This window comes from Clostridium oryzae, from assembly GCF_002029235.1.
In the GTDB taxonomy this organism is placed as follows: Bacteria; Bacillota; Clostridia; order Clostridiales; family Clostridiaceae; genus Clostridium_AE; species Clostridium_AE oryzae.
Genome location: NZ_MZGV01000007.1, coordinates 106,209 through 123,026, shown reverse-complemented (window position 1 = coordinate 123,026; position 16,818 = coordinate 106,209). Strand labels below are relative to the sequence as shown.

Below are 16,818 nucleotides of genomic sequence, written 5' to 3'. Positions count from 1 at the left end.
AGCAGAATTTCTTCCTTCACTTTTCTCTCTACTCTTTACTCTTTTCTCTTATCTATTTAAAGCATACACTAACTACTTAATATTATCTTCATTTAATTCACTTGTTTAGTTCATCTTTTATAAATATAGCTTATCAAACCAATTTAGTTTTCATATTACTTATCAATAGGTATCCTGTAAAAACTGCTCAACTCCTATGTTCTGCTGCACTACAAATAGTATTCTGACTCTTAATGTATTGCCATCTGTATGAGTATCTATTTTTTTATCTACTATCGCTGCATCTCGATCTATATTTTCCAGCGTCTTATTATAGTATTTTTTTTCAAATTTATCTATAAGCTTCTGCTCTTCAATTTGAAAAGCTTTTTTCTTAAGCTCTCTTATTATTTCCTTATGAAGGATACCATTACTTTCTTCTATTTTATCATAACTAGTAAATTTGTTTAAACTTTTTTTGATATATATTTTCTTTCCAAACAAACTGATATATTTATTTACTATTCTATTTCCTGTATGTACCTCTTTAACACCTTTATATACTGCTCTATCATTATATTCATAAAAGGTTTTAGCTTCAACCTTACCAGCTGCACGTACTTCATAAGTGTTTCCTTCCTTGCCCTGTTCTCCCTTTATCAAAAGCTGTCCTTTTTTAACAACATCACCAGGTTTGACAAGGGCTGTTCCTTTTTCAGTATAGACATCCGTTACTTGTCCCTCAATTCCTGCTACTATATTGCATGGCTCTTCAGCTTTATCTATAGTAGGAGGCTCATGGCTTTCTGCGAGAACAACTTTTAATTTTGATCCTTCAATCCTTATTCTTATCCACATAATACCGTCATTTTCTTTCAGCAATTTTTCTTCTATGTCAGATATATGTATTTTACTTTTTGGTATTCCCGGCTTTATTCCATTCATATAAAGACTTCTGCGTATTTCGTACGGACTCACGTATTGGTCTGTAGATATGTCTATGGACCATATATATGTAGAAAAATACAGCAGCACCAATGCAAAAATCAGTGCTCCAACATATAGAGATATGTGCTTTCTAAATCTGATGATATAATAATATAATCCACTGTGTCTTACTACTTTAATTTTAATGCCGCACTGTTTTGCAAGTTTCTCCAATCGAGCATAATCTGTAAGAGCAATTGTCACACTTACTGTAGTTATATCCAATCTAATAATATTGCTTGTTCTTATATTATTTTTCCATAATAGATTGATAAATTTTTCAGGAAATCTTGTATAAACTCTTAATTCTACTTCTCCTAAGTTTATATTATCAAATTTATAGTTCACTAATTTCTTCATTCTTTTGCTCATAAGAAATAGCTTTAAACTCCCCAGATAGTGTTATTGTATTTCCACTTAGAAAAAGTATTTCAAACTTCTTTCCTGAAATTTCTATCAATCCTACACTTGAGTTAATCTTTACTATATTCTCATCAAAAACAACTATACCTTTATGATTTTCAATTGTAATTTCATTATTACCCACTATACTTATCTTAGGAATATTAAGCACTATGTCTTCAGGCAAATCAAGCTGTCCGGCCAGAACTTCCTTTACTTTATTTATTTTATTTTCCAAATGAATTCACCTCAATAAATATTCTCATACTTAATTTATGAGACGACTCTGTATTTCATGACAAAATAAAAAAGGCCCAGAAAAACTGAACCTTTATCATTTCTTATTTATTAAGAAGTTCTCTTACTATTTTATTGACAAGCTTTCCATCTGCCTTACCTTTTAATTCAGGCATTACAGCTGACATAAGCTTACCCATATCTTTTATGTTATTTGCACCTATTTCATCGGCTTTTGAATGTACTATTTTTGATATTTCTTCTTCACTTAACTGCTGAGGAAGGTAATCTAACAAAATCTCTATTTCAGCTTTGGCTTTATCTACAAGATCCTGCCTTTTTCCCTTTTCAAATTCAACAATGGACTCTCGCCTTTGCTTTACTTCCCTAGCTAATATCTCTATTATGTCCTCATCAGTGACCTGACCATCGCCCTTGCCACTTTTTTCAACAAGTAAAACGGCAGCTTTAGCCATACTAATAGTATCAGCCTTGAACTTATCCTTAGCCTTTAAAGCTTGCTTCCAATCTTCTTGAAGTCTTTCTTTAATTGGCATAACGATACCTTCTTTCAAAGTCTATTTAAATTTTCTTTTTCTTGCTGCTTCAGACTTTTTCTTTCTTTTAACGCTTGGCTTTTCATAATGCTCTCTCTTTCTAACTTCTGAAAGAACACCTGCTCTAGCGCATTTTCTCTTGAATCTTCTTAAAGCACTTTCTAATGTTTCATTTTCTCCAACTTTAATTTCTGACATCTATTATCCCTCCCTCCGCTAGCTCTAATCTTATTTAACAATAAAATAAGCCTTGGGTTCAAATAACACATAGATTATTATACATTAATTATTCGCACACTGTCAAGAATTTCATAGTACACATATAAATAAAAGTTAGCCTGGAGGCCATTTCAAATCTCTGCCACCTAAGAAATGAAAATGAAGATGCTTTACTGTCTGCCCAGCTCTGTCTCCACAATTGGATACTAGCCTGTAGCCATCCTCTTTTATTCCATTCATTTCAGCAATTTTACTTGCTGCAAGAAATACTTCTAAAAGGATTTCTGAATCCTCTCTAGTTATTTCATTAATGCTTTTTATATGTTTCTTAGGTATAATCAGCACATGAACAGGGGCTTCTGGACTTATATCCTTAAATGCATACACACTGTCATTTTCATATACTTTTTCCGATGGTATTTCGCCTTTAACTATTTTACAGAATATACATTCTTCCATTAATTACACCTCCTATCCATAACTGCCATCAAGTTATATCCTAACCATATTATACTGCATCTATACTTCCATATGCAAACTCATCACTAGCTGTTATCAGCTTGGTAGATAATATTTTTCCTATTTCATCTTCGGACTTAAGCCTTGAAATCACTTTAATATAATTATCTGCATATCCTTCATACATATCTTCAGCTTTAGAAACTCTTTGCTCATAGAGAACCTTCATATCAAAGCCAATAAATTTCTCTATAAACTTTCTTTCATTCTTCAAATTAAGTTCTAGAAGCAAATTGCTCCTTCTTTCTTTTTCCTGAGGAATAATATCATCTTTCATTTTAGCTGCAGCAGTTCCTTTTCTGGGACTATACTTAAAAATATGAGTTTTAGAGAGTTGTATATCCTTCAAAAACTCATAAGTCGTATTAAATTCTTCCTCTGTCTCTCCTGGGAAGCCTACTATTACATCAGTAGTTATAGAAACATTGTTAATCTTCTCCCTAAGCTCATATACAATTTTCCTATACTCCTCGGCAGTATATCTTCTATTCATTCGCCTTAACGTCTCATCACAACCGCTCTGCAGTGATAAATGAAAATGAGGACAAGCCTTTTCACACTTTGCTATTCTATCAATAACATTATCAGTGAAGAATGTAGGATCTATAGATCCAATTCTTATCCTTTCAATGCCATCTATTTCATTAACTTTTTCAATTATATCTACGAGACCAACATTTTCTTTTAAGTCTGCTCCGTAGGAGGCAGTGTGGATACCCGTAAGTATTATCTCCTTAAACCCATTTGCCGCAAGCTCCTTAGCTTCTGCTATTACCAAATCACTGCTTTTACTGCATACGCTGCCTCTTGCATATGGAATAAGACAATACGAACAGAACCTATTACATCCATCCTGTATTTTAAGAAAAGCTCTAGTTTTGTCCTGATAGGTATCTATGGAAAGTTCTTCGAACTGTTTATCTCTAAACACATCTTTTATATTGACTATTTTTTCTCTATCCTGAAGTGCCCTATTAACCCAGTATACTACATCTCCCTTATTTCTGTTACCAAGAACTACATCTACGCCTTCTATTGCAGCTACCTCATCAGGAGCAACCTGAGAATAACAGCCGACTACAGCAATAACAGCATCTTCATTTCTTCTTCTTGCTCTGCCTATCATCTGTCTAGACTTCTTGTCGCTCATACTTGTAACCGTACAGGTATTCACCACATATACATCAGCATAATCATTGAAATCTACTACATCATATCCATCTTTAACAAATTTCTCTGCCATAGCTTCGGTTTCATATTGATTTACCCTGCAGCCTAGCGTAAGCATACCTACTGTTTTCTTTAATCTATCTATATTTTCATTATTGTTCATTATTATAATTTTCCTCCTAAATAAAACTTAAACACTATTATATGATAAATTATATTTGTAGTTTTGCCAACTAAAATTATATAGACTAATGCAATTAACTTTCTTTTTAATTGAGCGGCTGCTGAGAAGTGTTTTAAGCCCTTTCTCTATTACAGCCACGAAATTATTAATTTATAGGAATTCAGTACAGCTGAATTCCCACCTTCACCTTTCTCTTTTCTCTCTACTCTCTACTCTCTACTCTCTACTCTTTCTTAATCTTTCCATATACATTCAATGCATCTAAAATATCATATTGTTTGGTTTTATGATCGCCTTCAGCTCCTGCTGTTACCAGTATATACTCTTTTCCATTTTTTTCTGCCAGACTTGCTAAACATAATCCAGCTTCTTCTGTGTACCCTGTCTTTCCTCCAAGGAGTCTCCCTCCGTTAAACCTTCCAGTGCCAGCACTTTTAAACATTGTACTGTAAACCGTTATTCCGCTGGGGTGCATATTAGTAGCTGGTATATAGTGTTTAGTAGATGTAAAAATCCTTCGAAAAGTACTATTTTTTAATGCATACGCTAGAAGTACAGATAAATCCTTTACTGTACTATAGTGATTGGCATCCTGCAAACCACATACATTAGTGAAATGTGTATGCTTCATTCCAAGCTCTTTAGCTTTACTATTCATTATTTCTACAAACTTCGTCTCTGAACCAGCTGTATAAATCGATAAACCTATTGATGCATCTGCCCCAGATGGCAGCATTATTCCATAGAGTAAATCCTCAGCTGATACTTGCTCATTAGGAAGAAATCCAGCCATCGATGCATTTTCAGTATATAAATCATGAAATATACCTCTAGGCAGCGTAACTGGCTGCCGCAGATTTTTAACATTCTCAATGGCAACTATAGCTGTCATCATTTTTGTTAATGACGCAGGATATATCCTTTCTTCACTGCGGCATTCCATCAACGTTCTTCTATTATTAAGTTCAACTAAAATAGCATGGGGACTGTACAGCTTAATATCTGAAAAATAGCTATTTCCTGAAAGTTTCATAGGATTTATTAAAGTTGAACTGTCCTTTATAAAATTGTAAGTTTTTTCACCAATTCCAGTAACTAAAGCAATCATTATTGTCAACACAAAAATTATTATCAGTTTTGAAACTGGTGACTTTCTTTTCTTTCTATGCACTCTTCTCATAAAAAACAACTCCTTTTCTATATTTAACCATAACAAAAGGAGTTGTTCTTTAATTTTATATTACTATTTTCTTAATATTTTCTTATTTTTTATTAGGTAGTACTACTGTAAATACCGTCTTTTCATCACTACTATCAGCTGAAATGCTCCCACCATGGGCATTTACGATTTCCCTAGCTATAGCAAGTCCTAAACCCGCCCCGCCTGTACTGCTTGTTCTTGATGAGTCTAATCTATAAAACTTTTCAAATATAGTATCCAATTTTTGAGCAGGTATTGTCCTTCCATGGTTAGTAAATATTATTATAACATCTTCACCTTTCTTCACCGCCTCGATTTGTATAACACTATTATCGTAGCTGTAAGCAATAGCATTTTTTAAAATATTATTAAAAACCCTTGCTAGCTTGTCTGCATCTCCACATAAGGTAATATCCTCTTCTGCTTTTACTACTGCCTGCTTTCCCTTGGGTTCAAGCATTGGGTAGAATTCGTCGGCCATCTGCAGCAGCATATAGTTAAGATTTATTTCAGACTTATCTAATATAATACTTTGAAGATTATATCTAGTTATTTCAAAAAATTCATTTATAAGCTGCTCCAACTTATATGCCTTTTCTAACGTTATTTTTGTATATTTTTCTCTCTGCTGCTGCGGCATATCCGATGCTTCATCCAGAAGACTCAAATATCCTACCACAGAGGTCAGCGGAGTTTTAATATCATGAGCTAAATAAACTACCAAATCATTTTTTCTCTGTTCAGCTTCTTGTGCATCTTTTGAACGCTTTTCCAAAGAATTTTTTACTTTGTTCAACCTTTTCTCCATAAAATCCATTTCCGGTGATAATTCAATATCCTTATCAGATTCTTCAAGTAATTTATCCATTCCTAAGCTTATTTCATTAAAATAACTAGTAAATCGTGAAAGAACGCAATAAAAAATAATCAGGAGCATAATAAGAAAGCCTATTGAAACCCATTGGTACTTGTGCTGCTGAAAGATAAATTGGTATAATGCAGCAGATTGATCAAAGTTAAACTTCAAAACTCTTTCACATATGGAAACAAATGTCTTAGCAAAAGCATCCTGAAATATTCCATCTACAAAGAAGTTCATAAGAAAACTACCTATTATAAATGCTATTATAAGAATTAATATCACCCATAAAAACATTTTTCTCTTAAGCCTGCTAAAATCACCTTTCAATTTTATACCCCAGCCCCCATACAGTTTTTATGTACTTAGGGTGTTCTGCGGAATCTTTCATCTTTTCCCGCAGGTGTCTTATGTGTACCATAACAGTGTTATTACTGCTGGAAAAATACTTTTCTTCCCATACCTGCTGAAATAATTCTTCTGAACTGACTACACGTCCTCGATTTAAGCATAAGAACCATAGTATTTCAAATTCTATAGGTGTCAATGTAAGTTCTCGTTCGTTCAACCTGCATTTATGCTTATCATGATTTAATGTTAATCCTGCAAATTCAATTTCGCTGTCTTCATTACTCAGTCCCTGCTGATTGTACCGCATAAAACGTCTAAGCTGCGCCTTTACTCTAGCCACAAGCTCTAGAGGTCTAAAAGGTTTTGTTACATAATCATCTGCACCAATAGCAAGTCCATTTATTTTATCAATTTCCTGCTCTTTTGCTGTAAGCATTATGACAGGAAAATTATATTTTTCACGAATCTTCTGGCATATAGTAAAGCCATCAATATCGGGAAGCATAACGTCCAGTATGGCTAACTCAAGTTTTGTCGTATCGATGCAATTTAGTGCTTCATTAGCTGTATAAAACTTATGGACAACAAAGCCTTCATTTTTCAGATATACTTCCACCAAATCAGCAATTTCTTTTTCATCATCCACGATTAAAATATTAGTTTCCATAGCATACCCATCCTCTTTCTGTAATTATAAGTCCCCTTGTATTTTACCAGAAAAAGCAAATATGTTTTTGATTTTTGTCCTATAAAAATCTTAAGTATTTCTTAAGATTATAAATAAAAATCCTACTAATCACATTATATCACTTGAGAATTCAGGAATTCAGTACAGCTGAATTCCCACCTTCACTTTTCTCTTCTCTCTCTACTCTTTTCTCTTATAAACATATTTATTCACAAAAGAATTTGCCATTATACCAGATATTATTCCCAAAATTACGCCAGCTAAAACATCTGTAGGATAATGAACATATAGGTATAGCCTTGAAAAAGCTATTAAAACCGCTAATACAAAAATAAACAATGAATATTTCTTGAAATATTTTGACAAAACCGTAGCGGCTGCAAAAGAAGCTCCTGTATGTCCTGACGGAAATGAATAGGATATAGGCCTAGCTATAAGAAGCTTCATATCTTCTATATTGGTAAATGGTCTAGCACGCCGAACTATATGTTTTATTATTCCTTCACCTAAGATAGTTGTTATTACTAATGCCGTCAAAGCCGTGAAGCCTGCTCTTCTATACCTTTTACTAAGTATCAGCAGTATGCAAATCACAAACCATATAAGTCCTCCGTTGCCTAGACGAGTCATAAATATCATTGTCTTATCCATTAAATAACTGTGCATATTATTTTTTATGAATAAAAGAATAGCTGCATCAAAATCGTGTATATATATCATTATGTGCTTCCTCGTTCCTAATTTATATAATTCCGCCCATATCTCCAAGCTCATACTGTAATATTGCAGAGGTAATAATCCCGGCAGTTTCTGTACGAAGTATTCTCGGACCAAGGGTGACAATATATGCTCCTAGTTGTGTCAGCTTATCAATCTCTGACTGTTCAAATCCGCCCTCAGGTCCTATAATTACAGCCACATTTAATATATTGTCTCTTTCTGCTGCTGAACACATCTTTTTAATGCCGAAGCCTTCAGCATTTTCATAGGGCACCACTATTAAATCAAAACCTTTTAGCACATTAAGCAGTGTCTCAAACTCCATAGGTTCATCAATTTCTGGAATCGTAGTTCTTTTACTCTGCTTGCAAGCTTCCAGTGCAATTCTTCTCCACCTATCAACTTTTTTAAATTCCTTTATCTCCACCTTATTAACTACTCTCTCAGTAAGTATTGGAGTTATCTTCTTAACGCCTATTTCAGTTGATTTTTGAACAATAAAATCCATCTTAGTTGACTTTGGAAGTCCCTGAAACAATGTTATATTTATATTGCTTTCATTGCTGATATCAAGTTTTTTTATTATCTTTACTGTAACCTGCATTTTATTGACTTCTTCAATAGCACCTAGAAACTCTTCGTCTGCTAGGTTATTAATAATTATTTCGTCATCCTTTTCAAGTCTCAGCACCTTATATATATGCTTCACATCGTCGCCGTCAATAACAGCAGTGTTGCCAGATATATTTTCAGGTTTTACAAAAAACTTATGCATGCATTTGTCTCCTTATTTCAGTTTAGAGGTAATACATACCCACTCTCCGTCACGTTCTATATTTACTACTTCAAAGCCTTCCTTTTCGAGCTTATCAACCACCATTTTCTCTCTGTCTCTTATTATACCAGAGGTTATAAATAGTCCGCCGGCATCAAGGAATTTCTTGACCTGATCTGTAAGTATAACTATTACTTCAGCAATTATGTTTGCCACAATAATATCTGCCTTGCCTTGAACTACCTCCATTAAATCACCTTTTAATATTTCTATGTTGTTAAGCTTATTAAACTTCACATTTTCCAGTGCAGAATCCACAGCAACTGGATCTAAATCTACTCCTATTACGTGTTTAGCTCCCAGCTTTGCGGCTGTTATAGCAAGTATTCCTGAACCAGTACCTATATCAAACACTACATTTTCATGCTTTACTGTCCTTTCAAGAGCCTTTACACACATTCTTGTAGTCTCATGAGTACCTGTTCCAAAAGCCATGCCTGGATCAAGTTCAACTACTAATTCGCCTTCTTTGGCTGAATAATTCTCCCATATAGGTTTTACAACTATGCTTTCACCTATCTTGGTAGGCACATAATATTTTTTCCAATTATTTGCCCAGTCTTCTTCCTTAACCACCTGACAGGAGGCTTCACCTAAACCTACATCCATTCCTGATTCTCTTAACTCTGCAATTTTATTCTTAACATATGTAAGTAATTCATCGCCATTTTCAGTTATATTAAAATAACCTCTTACCACTGCATATTTGCCCTTATACTCTAGTATATTAATATCTGCAAAGTCCCAAGTTAGAGGACCTTGCTCTCTCTGGATTATATCATTTGGGTCCTCAATTGACACACCTTTAACGTCTAATCCATAAAATATTCCCGATATAGGCTCAATAGATTCACTATTAGTTATAACCTTTACCTCATACCACTGTCCATTCATATGTATTCGCTCCTTGTCAATTATTAAAAAATGGTTGCACCCTATGCCGCCGTCGGATGCAACCATTTTTAATGCTCCGACTTCTAATATTTATTAAGTTCTTTTATTTTATTACTGCTTTTACCTTTTTCTCTTAATTCACTAACTTCAAAATATAATATTGTTTCTCTTTAATTGCTTCGAAAACATGATATAACATTTTTTTATTTAATGCCCAACTTTTTTGCTTTTTATAAGAGTATCTTAACATTATCCTAAATTAGCCAAAAACATAAATTCCTAAAGAGTAAAAAAACTCCGTCTTATATATAATGCCCCAAATTTCTTATATTGTGCTTCTAAAATATCATAACTAAATAGTTTTAGATATTTTAGAAGTCAAAATATAATAGAATTTTGCATTATACTCAATATAGACGAAGTTCCTAACTATTTACCAAATATTTTTCCCTTGAAAAAATTTGACTTCTTACCTTCTTCTGGCTCCTCACCATAAACTTCCATAAACTTTTTAAGTGCTTCCTTCTGCTTTTCATTTAAGTTCTTAGGTACGTCTACAATCACATTTACATACTGATCTCCCCTAGAAGAAGAGTTTATTTTAGGCACACCTTTTCCCCTCAATCTAAAGACAGTTCCTGATTGTGTTCCTTGAGGTACAGTGTACTTAACCTCACCATCTACTGTAGGAACCTTTAGTTCTGTTCCTAAAGCAGCCTGACCAAAACTTACATGAGCATCTATATAAATATCAAAGCCTTTTCTTTTGAACAGCTCATGATTACTTACTCTAAGATTTATATATAAATCTCCAGGGGCTCCGCCATTGTTGCCGTGCTCTCCCTGACCTCTTAACGGAATCACATTACCATTATCTACACCAGCTGGTATATTAACCTTTATCTTGCGATGTTTTCTCTCTTTACCTGTACCTCTACAATTTGGACAAGGATCAGATATTATTGTACCTTTTCCTCCGCATTTGTCGCAGGTAGTCATCGTAACAAAGCTTCCAAGCGGAGTACTTCTTTGACTTCTAACCTGTCCAGAACCATTACATTTGTCACAAGTTTTTGGAGAAGTACCAGGCTTTGCTCCAGTTCCATGGCAGTGTTCACAATTCTCATGTCTATTTATGCTAATCTCTTTTTCAACTCCAAATACAGCTTCCTCAAAGGTAAGATTTATGGTTGTTTCAATATCTGAACCTCTTTCGGCCGCATTCCTCCTCCTGCTTCTAGATGAGAAACCACTGCCTCCGAAAAACGTATCAAAAATGTCTCCAAAACCACCCATATCAGAGAAGTCAAAATTTCCAAAGCCACCATCAAAACCGCCTGCCCCTGAAAAGTCAGCAGTACCAAATTGATCATATTGTGCCTTTTTCTGAGGATCTGACAGCACCTGATAAGCTTCATTTATTTCCTTGAATTTCTCCTCAGCTTCCTTATTCCCTTTATTTTTATCAGGATGGTATTTGATTGCCAGTTTTCTAAACGCTTTTTTTATATCATCTTCACTGGCACCTTTTTGTAGACCTAAAACCTCATAATAATCCTTGCTTGCCATCCAATCTTTCACCACCTATATAATTATGAATGCTATAAACTATAGGAAAACATCGCAGAAACTTAATTTATACATGGCAAAATATCGAATGTTCCAACGATCTTTTGTCGTGTATAAGTTAATAGTTGAAGCTGTTTTCCTATAGGGAAACACTACGGAAACTTAATTTATACATGTTTGAAAATCGCGGCATCAGGCGATTATCAGGCATGTATAAATTAATAGTTGAAGTTGTTTCCCTATATAAACAACACGTAAATTTAACTTATACATAGGAAAATATAGAACAATAAGTAATCTTTTCCCATGTATAAGCTATCAGTTACATTAATTCTTCTTTATAAAATAAGGAAAGGGATTCGTCCCTTCCCTTATTCATTTTATCATATTAGATAACAAACTCCAACTATTTATCATCAACTTTAAAATCTGCATCTACTACATTATCATCTGAGCCACCATTAGCACCTGCTCCTGGATTTTGCTGTGAAGCATCTCCAGCTCCAGCTTCTGGTCCTGGACCTGCTGTTGGTCCCTGCTGTCCAGCATTTGCCTGATATATTTTTGATGATACTGCGTAGAATTCCTGCGTAAGTTCTTCTGTAGCTTTTTTGATTGCTTCTAAATCATCACCGTCTTTAATATTCTTAAGAGCATTTAACTTATCTTCAATCTTAGCTTTGTCTTCAGCTGAAACCTTGTCGCCAAGTTCTTTTAAGGTCTTCTCAGTCTGGTAAACTATCTGATCAGCATTATTCTTAACCTCGATGGACTCCTTACGCTTTTTATCTTCTTCAGCAAACTTCTCAGCATCCTTAACAGCCTTATCTATCTCGTCATCGCTAAGATTTGTTGAAGCAGTTATTGTAATGTTAGCCTCTTTACCTGTTCCCTTATCTTTAGCTGTTACATTAACGATACCATTAGCATCTATATCAAATGTAACTTCAATTTGAGGGATTCCTCTTGGAGCTGGCGCAATTCCTGAAAGTGTGAATCTTCCAAGCTGCTTGTTATCAGCTGCCATCTTTCTTTCACCTTGTACTACGTTTATTTCAACAGAAGTCTGACCATCTGCCGCAGTTGTAAATACCTGGCTCTTTCTTGTAGGTATAGTTGTATTTCTCTCTATAAGTGGAGTAGCTATTCCTCCCATAGTCTCTATACCAAGAGTAAGAGGTGTAACATCAAGAAGTAATATGTCTTTTACATCTCCAGTAAGAACTCCTGCTTGAATTGCAGCACCAACTGCAACACATTCATCAGGATTAACTCCCTTTGAAGGCTCTTTTCCAGTAAACTGTTTAACAGCTTCTTGTACTGCAGGGATTCTTGTAGAACCACCAACAAGTATTACCTTATCCACATCATTCATTGTAAGTTTTGCATCTTCTAATGCTTTTCTAATTGGTTCTATAGTTGCCTGAACTAAATCATGAGTTATCTCATTAAATTTAGCTCTTGTGAAATTCATATCTATATGCTTTGGACCTGTTGCATCAGCTGTAATAAATGGTAAGTTGATATTAGTCTGCATTGAAGCTGAAAGCTCTATCTTTGCTTTTTCTGCAGCTTCTTTAAGTCTCTGAAGAGCCATCTTATCATTTCTTAAATCTATACCATTTTCCTGTTTAAATGTATCTGCAATATAATCCATTACCTTCTGGTCGAAGTCATCTCCACCAAGATGAGTATTACCATTAGTTGATTTAACTTCGAATACTCCATCACCAAGTTCAAGTATGGATACATCGAAAGTACCACCGCCAAGGTCATAAACTAGTATCTTGTGAGAAGAATCTGTTTTATCAAGTCCATAAGCAAGTGATGCTGCTGTTGGCTCGTTTATAATTCTAAGTACTTCTAGTCCTGCTATCTTACCTGCATCTTTAGTAGCCTGTCTTTGGCTATCATTAAAGTATGCTGGAACTGTTATAACAGCCTGAGTAACAGTCTCTCCAAGATATGCTTCTGCATCAGCTTTGATCTTCTGAAGTATCATGGCTGATATTTCCTGTGGAGTATAGTCCTTTCCATCGATGTTAACCTTATGTCCAGTTCCCATATGTCTCTTTATTGATATAATAGTCTTATCAGGGTTTGTTATTGCCTGTCTCTTAGCAACCTGACCTACTAATCTTTCACCATTTGCCTGGAATGAAACTACTGAAGGAGTAGTTCTTGCACCTTCTGAGTTAGCTATTACTGTTGGTTCTCCACCTTCCATAACAGCTACACATGAATTTGTTGTTCCTAAATCAATACCTATTACTTTACCCATTTAAAATTTCCTCCTCATTTTCCTTTTTGCACAAATTATCAATTTATATATTTACCATCTATTTTAATTTTAATTTGCTACTTTAACCATACTATGTCTAATAACTTTATCTCCTCTTTTATATCCCTTCTGGAATACCTCCACAATAGCGTTCTGATCAAATGATTCATCTTCAACATGCATAACAGCATTATGCAGATTAGGATCAAAGCCATTTTCAACGGATATTTCTTCTACATCCAATTTGCTTAATGAATCTTGAAACTGTCTAATAGTCATCTCTATACCCTTTTTCAGGTCATCAAGGCTTCCCTCAACAGCTGCAGCTCTTTCCATATTATCCAGCACTGGAAGTAAAGTTTTAAGTACATCTACACATGAATCTGTATAAATTGCTTCCTTTTCCTTAGCTGTTCTCTTTCTAAAATTCTCATATTCTGAAGTAGTTCTTAGTAGTCTGTCTTTTAATGTATCAATTTCATTATTAGCTTTCTTGAGCTGATCGTGAAGCTTAGCTTTTTCAAGTTTCATCGTCTCTATTTCCTTTGCAAGAATTTCTGTTTCATTTTGAGGCCCTTCAGCATCCTCAGCACTTTTTTCTTCATCATTAGAACACTTTTCAGTATCTTCTGTCTCACAGTCGCAGTCTTTTTCATCAGAACACTGGCATTTATTATCTTCTTCCAGGCATTCTTCCTTAATGTCATCTCCCTGCGAATTTAAATTTTTCTCATCTGCCATTGTAAAATTACCTCCACCTTCTCTATTATGCAGTATAGACATGTACATTAAATATAATTAGTATCACCAATCATCATAATTATTAAGATTCTCATTCAACATATCTATAACCTTATTTAATATTGAAATAACTTTCGAATAATCCATCCTCGTAGGACCAATTATTCCTACAGTACCCATAGGTTTCTTTCCTATGCTGTAAGCCTTTGAAATAACGCTGTAATCTTTAGCTTGAGGTACATAATTTTCCTCTCCAATACTTACTTGAGTATCTAAAGGTGTATTTAATATCTTTGAAAGGGATTGCTTATCGTCTAGAAACTCTAGAAATTCTCTTGCACGTTCAATATCATTATATTCCTGATATTGAAGCATATTAGCTTCACCCTCCATATAAACCTCATCATTATCTTTCGGATTTAAGGATTCATAGAGTACTGGTATTATTGCATTAAATATTTCATCATAGCCCTTTAACCCGCTTTTTATGCTATTTATAACAGCGAGATTTATATCCTCTATAGTCAAATCCATTAGCCTTTCAGTGAGCATATTGCTAATACTCATTAAAGCTCTGTTATCCAAAGCTCTATTTATTCTTATCATATTATTTTTTATGAGACCACTGTCAGTAACAATTATCAGCAACACGTTATTAGCATCTACATTTATAAGCTGTATCTTTTTAATGCTGCTTTTTTTAACCGAAGGAGCCTTCACTACACAAGTCAGCTTAGTAAGTCTTGATAAAAGTAAACTTGTTTGTTTAAGAACCTTATCAACTTCAAATAAGGCAGCATTGATAAGCATATCCTTTATTAAAATTTCCTCTTCCTTTGAAACGCCCTTTAATTTCATTAATTTATCTACATACAATCTATAACCTTTATTTGAAGGTTTTCTTCCAGAAGAAGCATGTATATGTTCAAGGTATCCCATGTCCTCTAAGTCCGACATTTCGTTTCTAATTGTTGCTGAACTTATACCCAAATCATATTTACGCGCTATAGTTCTTGAACCAACAGGTTCCCCGGTGTTTATATAGTCACTGATAATAGCTCTTAAAATCTTTATCTTTCTTTCATCAATTTCCATACAATCACCTCTTTGTTAGCACTCATTAACGTTGAGTGCTAATTACTACGTTTTAAAAATAACATTTAGCTATTTCTTTGTCAACCACACATATTTATTAATATATTATGATTATTAGTGATTATAATATTTTATAAAAAATATGCGTAGCTTATCTTAGAATTTCTTTGTTTTTTAATGCAGTTTATAATTTTTCAAATCACAGCAAAAAATCACTCATAATCGTATTCGATATTTCAATCCCTCTGTCACTTAGATATAGCCTGCCTCTTTCTCTACATAATAACTTTAGATTAGTATATTTATCTATTACAGCACCATATACCTCTGATATATCCTTCTTAAATCTATTTTTAAAATCTTCTTCTGATACTCCTTTCATCATTCGTAATCCCATAAACATGAACTCTTCCATATTGTCTTTTAAAGTATTTTCTTTCTCTTCCACCACAGCACTGCCTGTTTCATCGATTCTATTTATATATTTTTTTATGTTTTCTTCATTTCTATACCTTTTATTATATATATATGAATGTGCAGCAGCTCCGCAGCCTAAATAGTCCCCAAGATTCCAATATATGGTATTGTGTCTGCACTCTCTGCCTTCTTTAGCAAAATTGGATATTTCATATTGTTTATATCCATACTCGTTCATATACCTTTTAGCAAACTGATACATATCCTCTACATCGTCATCACTCATAAGTTCAAGTTTTCCTTCATCATACATCCTGCCAAAAGGAGTATTTTTTTCTACTATAAGACTGTAGCATGATATATGTTCAGGCTTCATAGCTGCAATCTTCTCTAACGTCTCTCTAAAATCTTCCATAGTTTGAGTTGGAAGTCCAAAAATAACATCAATATTTATGTTTGTAAAACCAATATTTCTAAGTATTTTAAATCCGTCTACAAAATCTTTCTGACTATGTATTCTTCCTATCAGCTTCAAAAGTCTGTCTTGCCAAGCCTGCAGTCCCATGCTTATCCTATTTACTCCTATGCTTTTTAGGTAAATCATAACATCTTCCTGTATTGTTCCAGGGTTACATTCTACAGTAAATTCAAGATTACTATCTAAATCAAGCTTTTTTATTACATCTCCTAATTTCATCCAGGCTTTAAAATTCAAATAGGTGGGCGTTCCCCCACCTATAAATATCGTACTAATATGCTGATTTTGTGTACAGTTTTCAATTTCACTGCATAAAGCCTGTGTATATTCCTCCATAAGCTCTTCACTGTTTGCATAAGAGCAAAAATCACAATAAAAACATTTGCTCTTGCAGAATGGTATGTGTATATAAAGAGCTGTATTTTTCAATATAAT

At 34.0% G+C, this 16,818-nt stretch carries 17 protein-coding genes; all 17 read right to left on the bottom strand.

From position 1 onward, the window contains the following. Positions 1-162: 162 nt before the first annotated feature. Positions 163-1,326: a sporulation protein YqfD gene (gene yqfD, locus CLORY_RS05265; protein WP_169911536.1), complete on the bottom strand. Its 1,164-nt coding sequence runs from the start codon at positions 1,324-1,326 to the stop codon at positions 163-165. Beyond that, entirely contained in the window at positions 1,304-1,606 is a 303-nt protein-coding gene (yqfC, locus tag CLORY_RS05260; RefSeq protein ID WP_079422458.1) for a sporulation protein YqfC, read from the bottom strand. Before yqfC ends, yqfD begins: the two co-directional genes overlap by 23 nt. Positions 1,607-1,709: 103 nt before the next feature. Next, positions 1,710-2,162, bottom strand: a complete 453-nt coding sequence (locus CLORY_RS05255) for a GatB/YqeY domain-containing protein (protein ID WP_079422457.1) — start codon at positions 2,160-2,162, stop codon at positions 1,710-1,712. A gap of 21 nt (positions 2,163-2,183) precedes the next feature. Beyond that, complete coding sequence (gene rpsU, locus CLORY_RS05250; protein WP_003441547.1) at positions 2,184-2,360, bottom strand: 30S ribosomal protein S21; 177 nt, start codon at positions 2,358-2,360, stop codon at positions 2,184-2,186. Positions 2,361-2,495: 135 nt separating this feature from the next. Next, positions 2,496-2,840 carry a histidine triad nucleotide-binding protein gene (locus CLORY_RS05245; protein WP_079422456.1) on the bottom strand — a complete coding sequence of 115 codons (345 nt, stop codon included), beginning with the start codon at positions 2,838-2,840 and terminating at the stop codon, positions 2,496-2,498. Between the two features lie 49 nt (positions 2,841-2,889). Then, positions 2,890-4,233 carry a tRNA (N(6)-L-threonylcarbamoyladenosine(37)-C(2))-methylthiotransferase MtaB gene (gene mtaB, locus CLORY_RS05240; protein WP_242954345.1) on the bottom strand — a complete coding sequence of 448 codons (1,344 nt, stop codon included), beginning with the start codon at positions 4,231-4,233 and terminating at the stop codon, positions 2,890-2,892. A gap of 244 nt (positions 4,234-4,477) precedes the next feature. After that, positions 4,478-5,434 (bottom strand): D-alanyl-D-alanine carboxypeptidase family protein, encoded by a 957-nt coding sequence (locus tag CLORY_RS05235; protein WP_079422455.1) that lies wholly within the window; start codon positions 5,432-5,434, stop codon positions 4,478-4,480. Positions 5,435-5,516: 82 nt separating this feature from the next. Further along, a complete protein-coding gene (vanS, locus tag CLORY_RS05230) occupies positions 5,517-6,611 on the bottom strand; it encodes a vancomycin resistance histidine kinase VanS (RefSeq protein ID WP_207652170.1) in 1,095 nt (364 codons plus the stop codon). Positions 6,612-6,633: 22 nt separating this feature from the next. Next, positions 6,634-7,332: a VanR-ABDEGLN family response regulator transcription factor gene (vanR, locus tag CLORY_RS05225; protein WP_079422453.1), complete on the bottom strand. Its 699-nt coding sequence runs from the start codon at positions 7,330-7,332 to the stop codon at positions 6,634-6,636. Positions 7,333-7,533: 201 nt separating this feature from the next. Beyond that, positions 7,534-8,073: a phosphatase PAP2 family protein gene (locus CLORY_RS05220; protein ID WP_079422452.1), complete on the bottom strand. Its 540-nt coding sequence runs from the start codon at positions 8,071-8,073 to the stop codon at positions 7,534-7,536. Between the two features lie 22 nt (positions 8,074-8,095). Beyond that, a complete protein-coding gene (locus tag CLORY_RS05215) occupies positions 8,096-8,848 on the bottom strand; it encodes a 16S rRNA (uracil(1498)-N(3))-methyltransferase (RefSeq protein ID WP_079422451.1) in 753 nt (250 codons plus the stop codon). Between the two features lie 12 nt (positions 8,849-8,860). Continuing rightward, positions 8,861-9,802, bottom strand: a complete 942-nt coding sequence (prmA, locus tag CLORY_RS05210; protein WP_079422464.1) for a 50S ribosomal protein L11 methyltransferase — start codon at positions 9,800-9,802, stop codon at positions 8,861-8,863. A gap of 429 nt (positions 9,803-10,231) precedes the next feature. Then, the gene (dnaJ, locus tag CLORY_RS05205) at positions 10,232-11,371 is read right to left on the bottom strand and encodes a molecular chaperone DnaJ (protein ID WP_079422450.1); all 1,140 of its coding nucleotides are present in this window, start codon (positions 11,369-11,371) and stop codon (positions 10,232-10,234) included. Between the two features lie 406 nt (positions 11,372-11,777). Continuing rightward, the gene (gene dnaK, locus CLORY_RS05200; protein ID WP_079422449.1) at positions 11,778-13,652 is read right to left on the bottom strand and encodes a molecular chaperone DnaK; all 1,875 of its coding nucleotides are present in this window, start codon (positions 13,650-13,652) and stop codon (positions 11,778-11,780) included. Positions 13,653-13,721: 69 nt separating this feature from the next. Beyond that, positions 13,722-14,393, bottom strand: a complete 672-nt coding sequence (gene grpE / locus CLORY_RS05195; protein ID WP_079422448.1) for a nucleotide exchange factor GrpE — start codon at positions 14,391-14,393, stop codon at positions 13,722-13,724. Between the two features lie 63 nt (positions 14,394-14,456). Continuing rightward, positions 14,457-15,488 carry a heat-inducible transcriptional repressor HrcA gene (gene hrcA / locus CLORY_RS05190; protein WP_079422447.1) on the bottom strand — a complete coding sequence of 344 codons (1,032 nt, stop codon included), beginning with the start codon at positions 15,486-15,488 and terminating at the stop codon, positions 14,457-14,459. A 199-nt stretch (positions 15,489-15,687) separates the two neighbouring features. Next, the gene (gene hemW / locus CLORY_RS05185; RefSeq protein ID WP_079422446.1) at positions 15,688-16,812 is read right to left on the bottom strand and encodes a radical SAM family heme chaperone HemW; all 1,125 of its coding nucleotides are present in this window, start codon (positions 16,810-16,812) and stop codon (positions 15,688-15,690) included. Positions 16,813-16,818 lie beyond the last annotated feature (6 nt).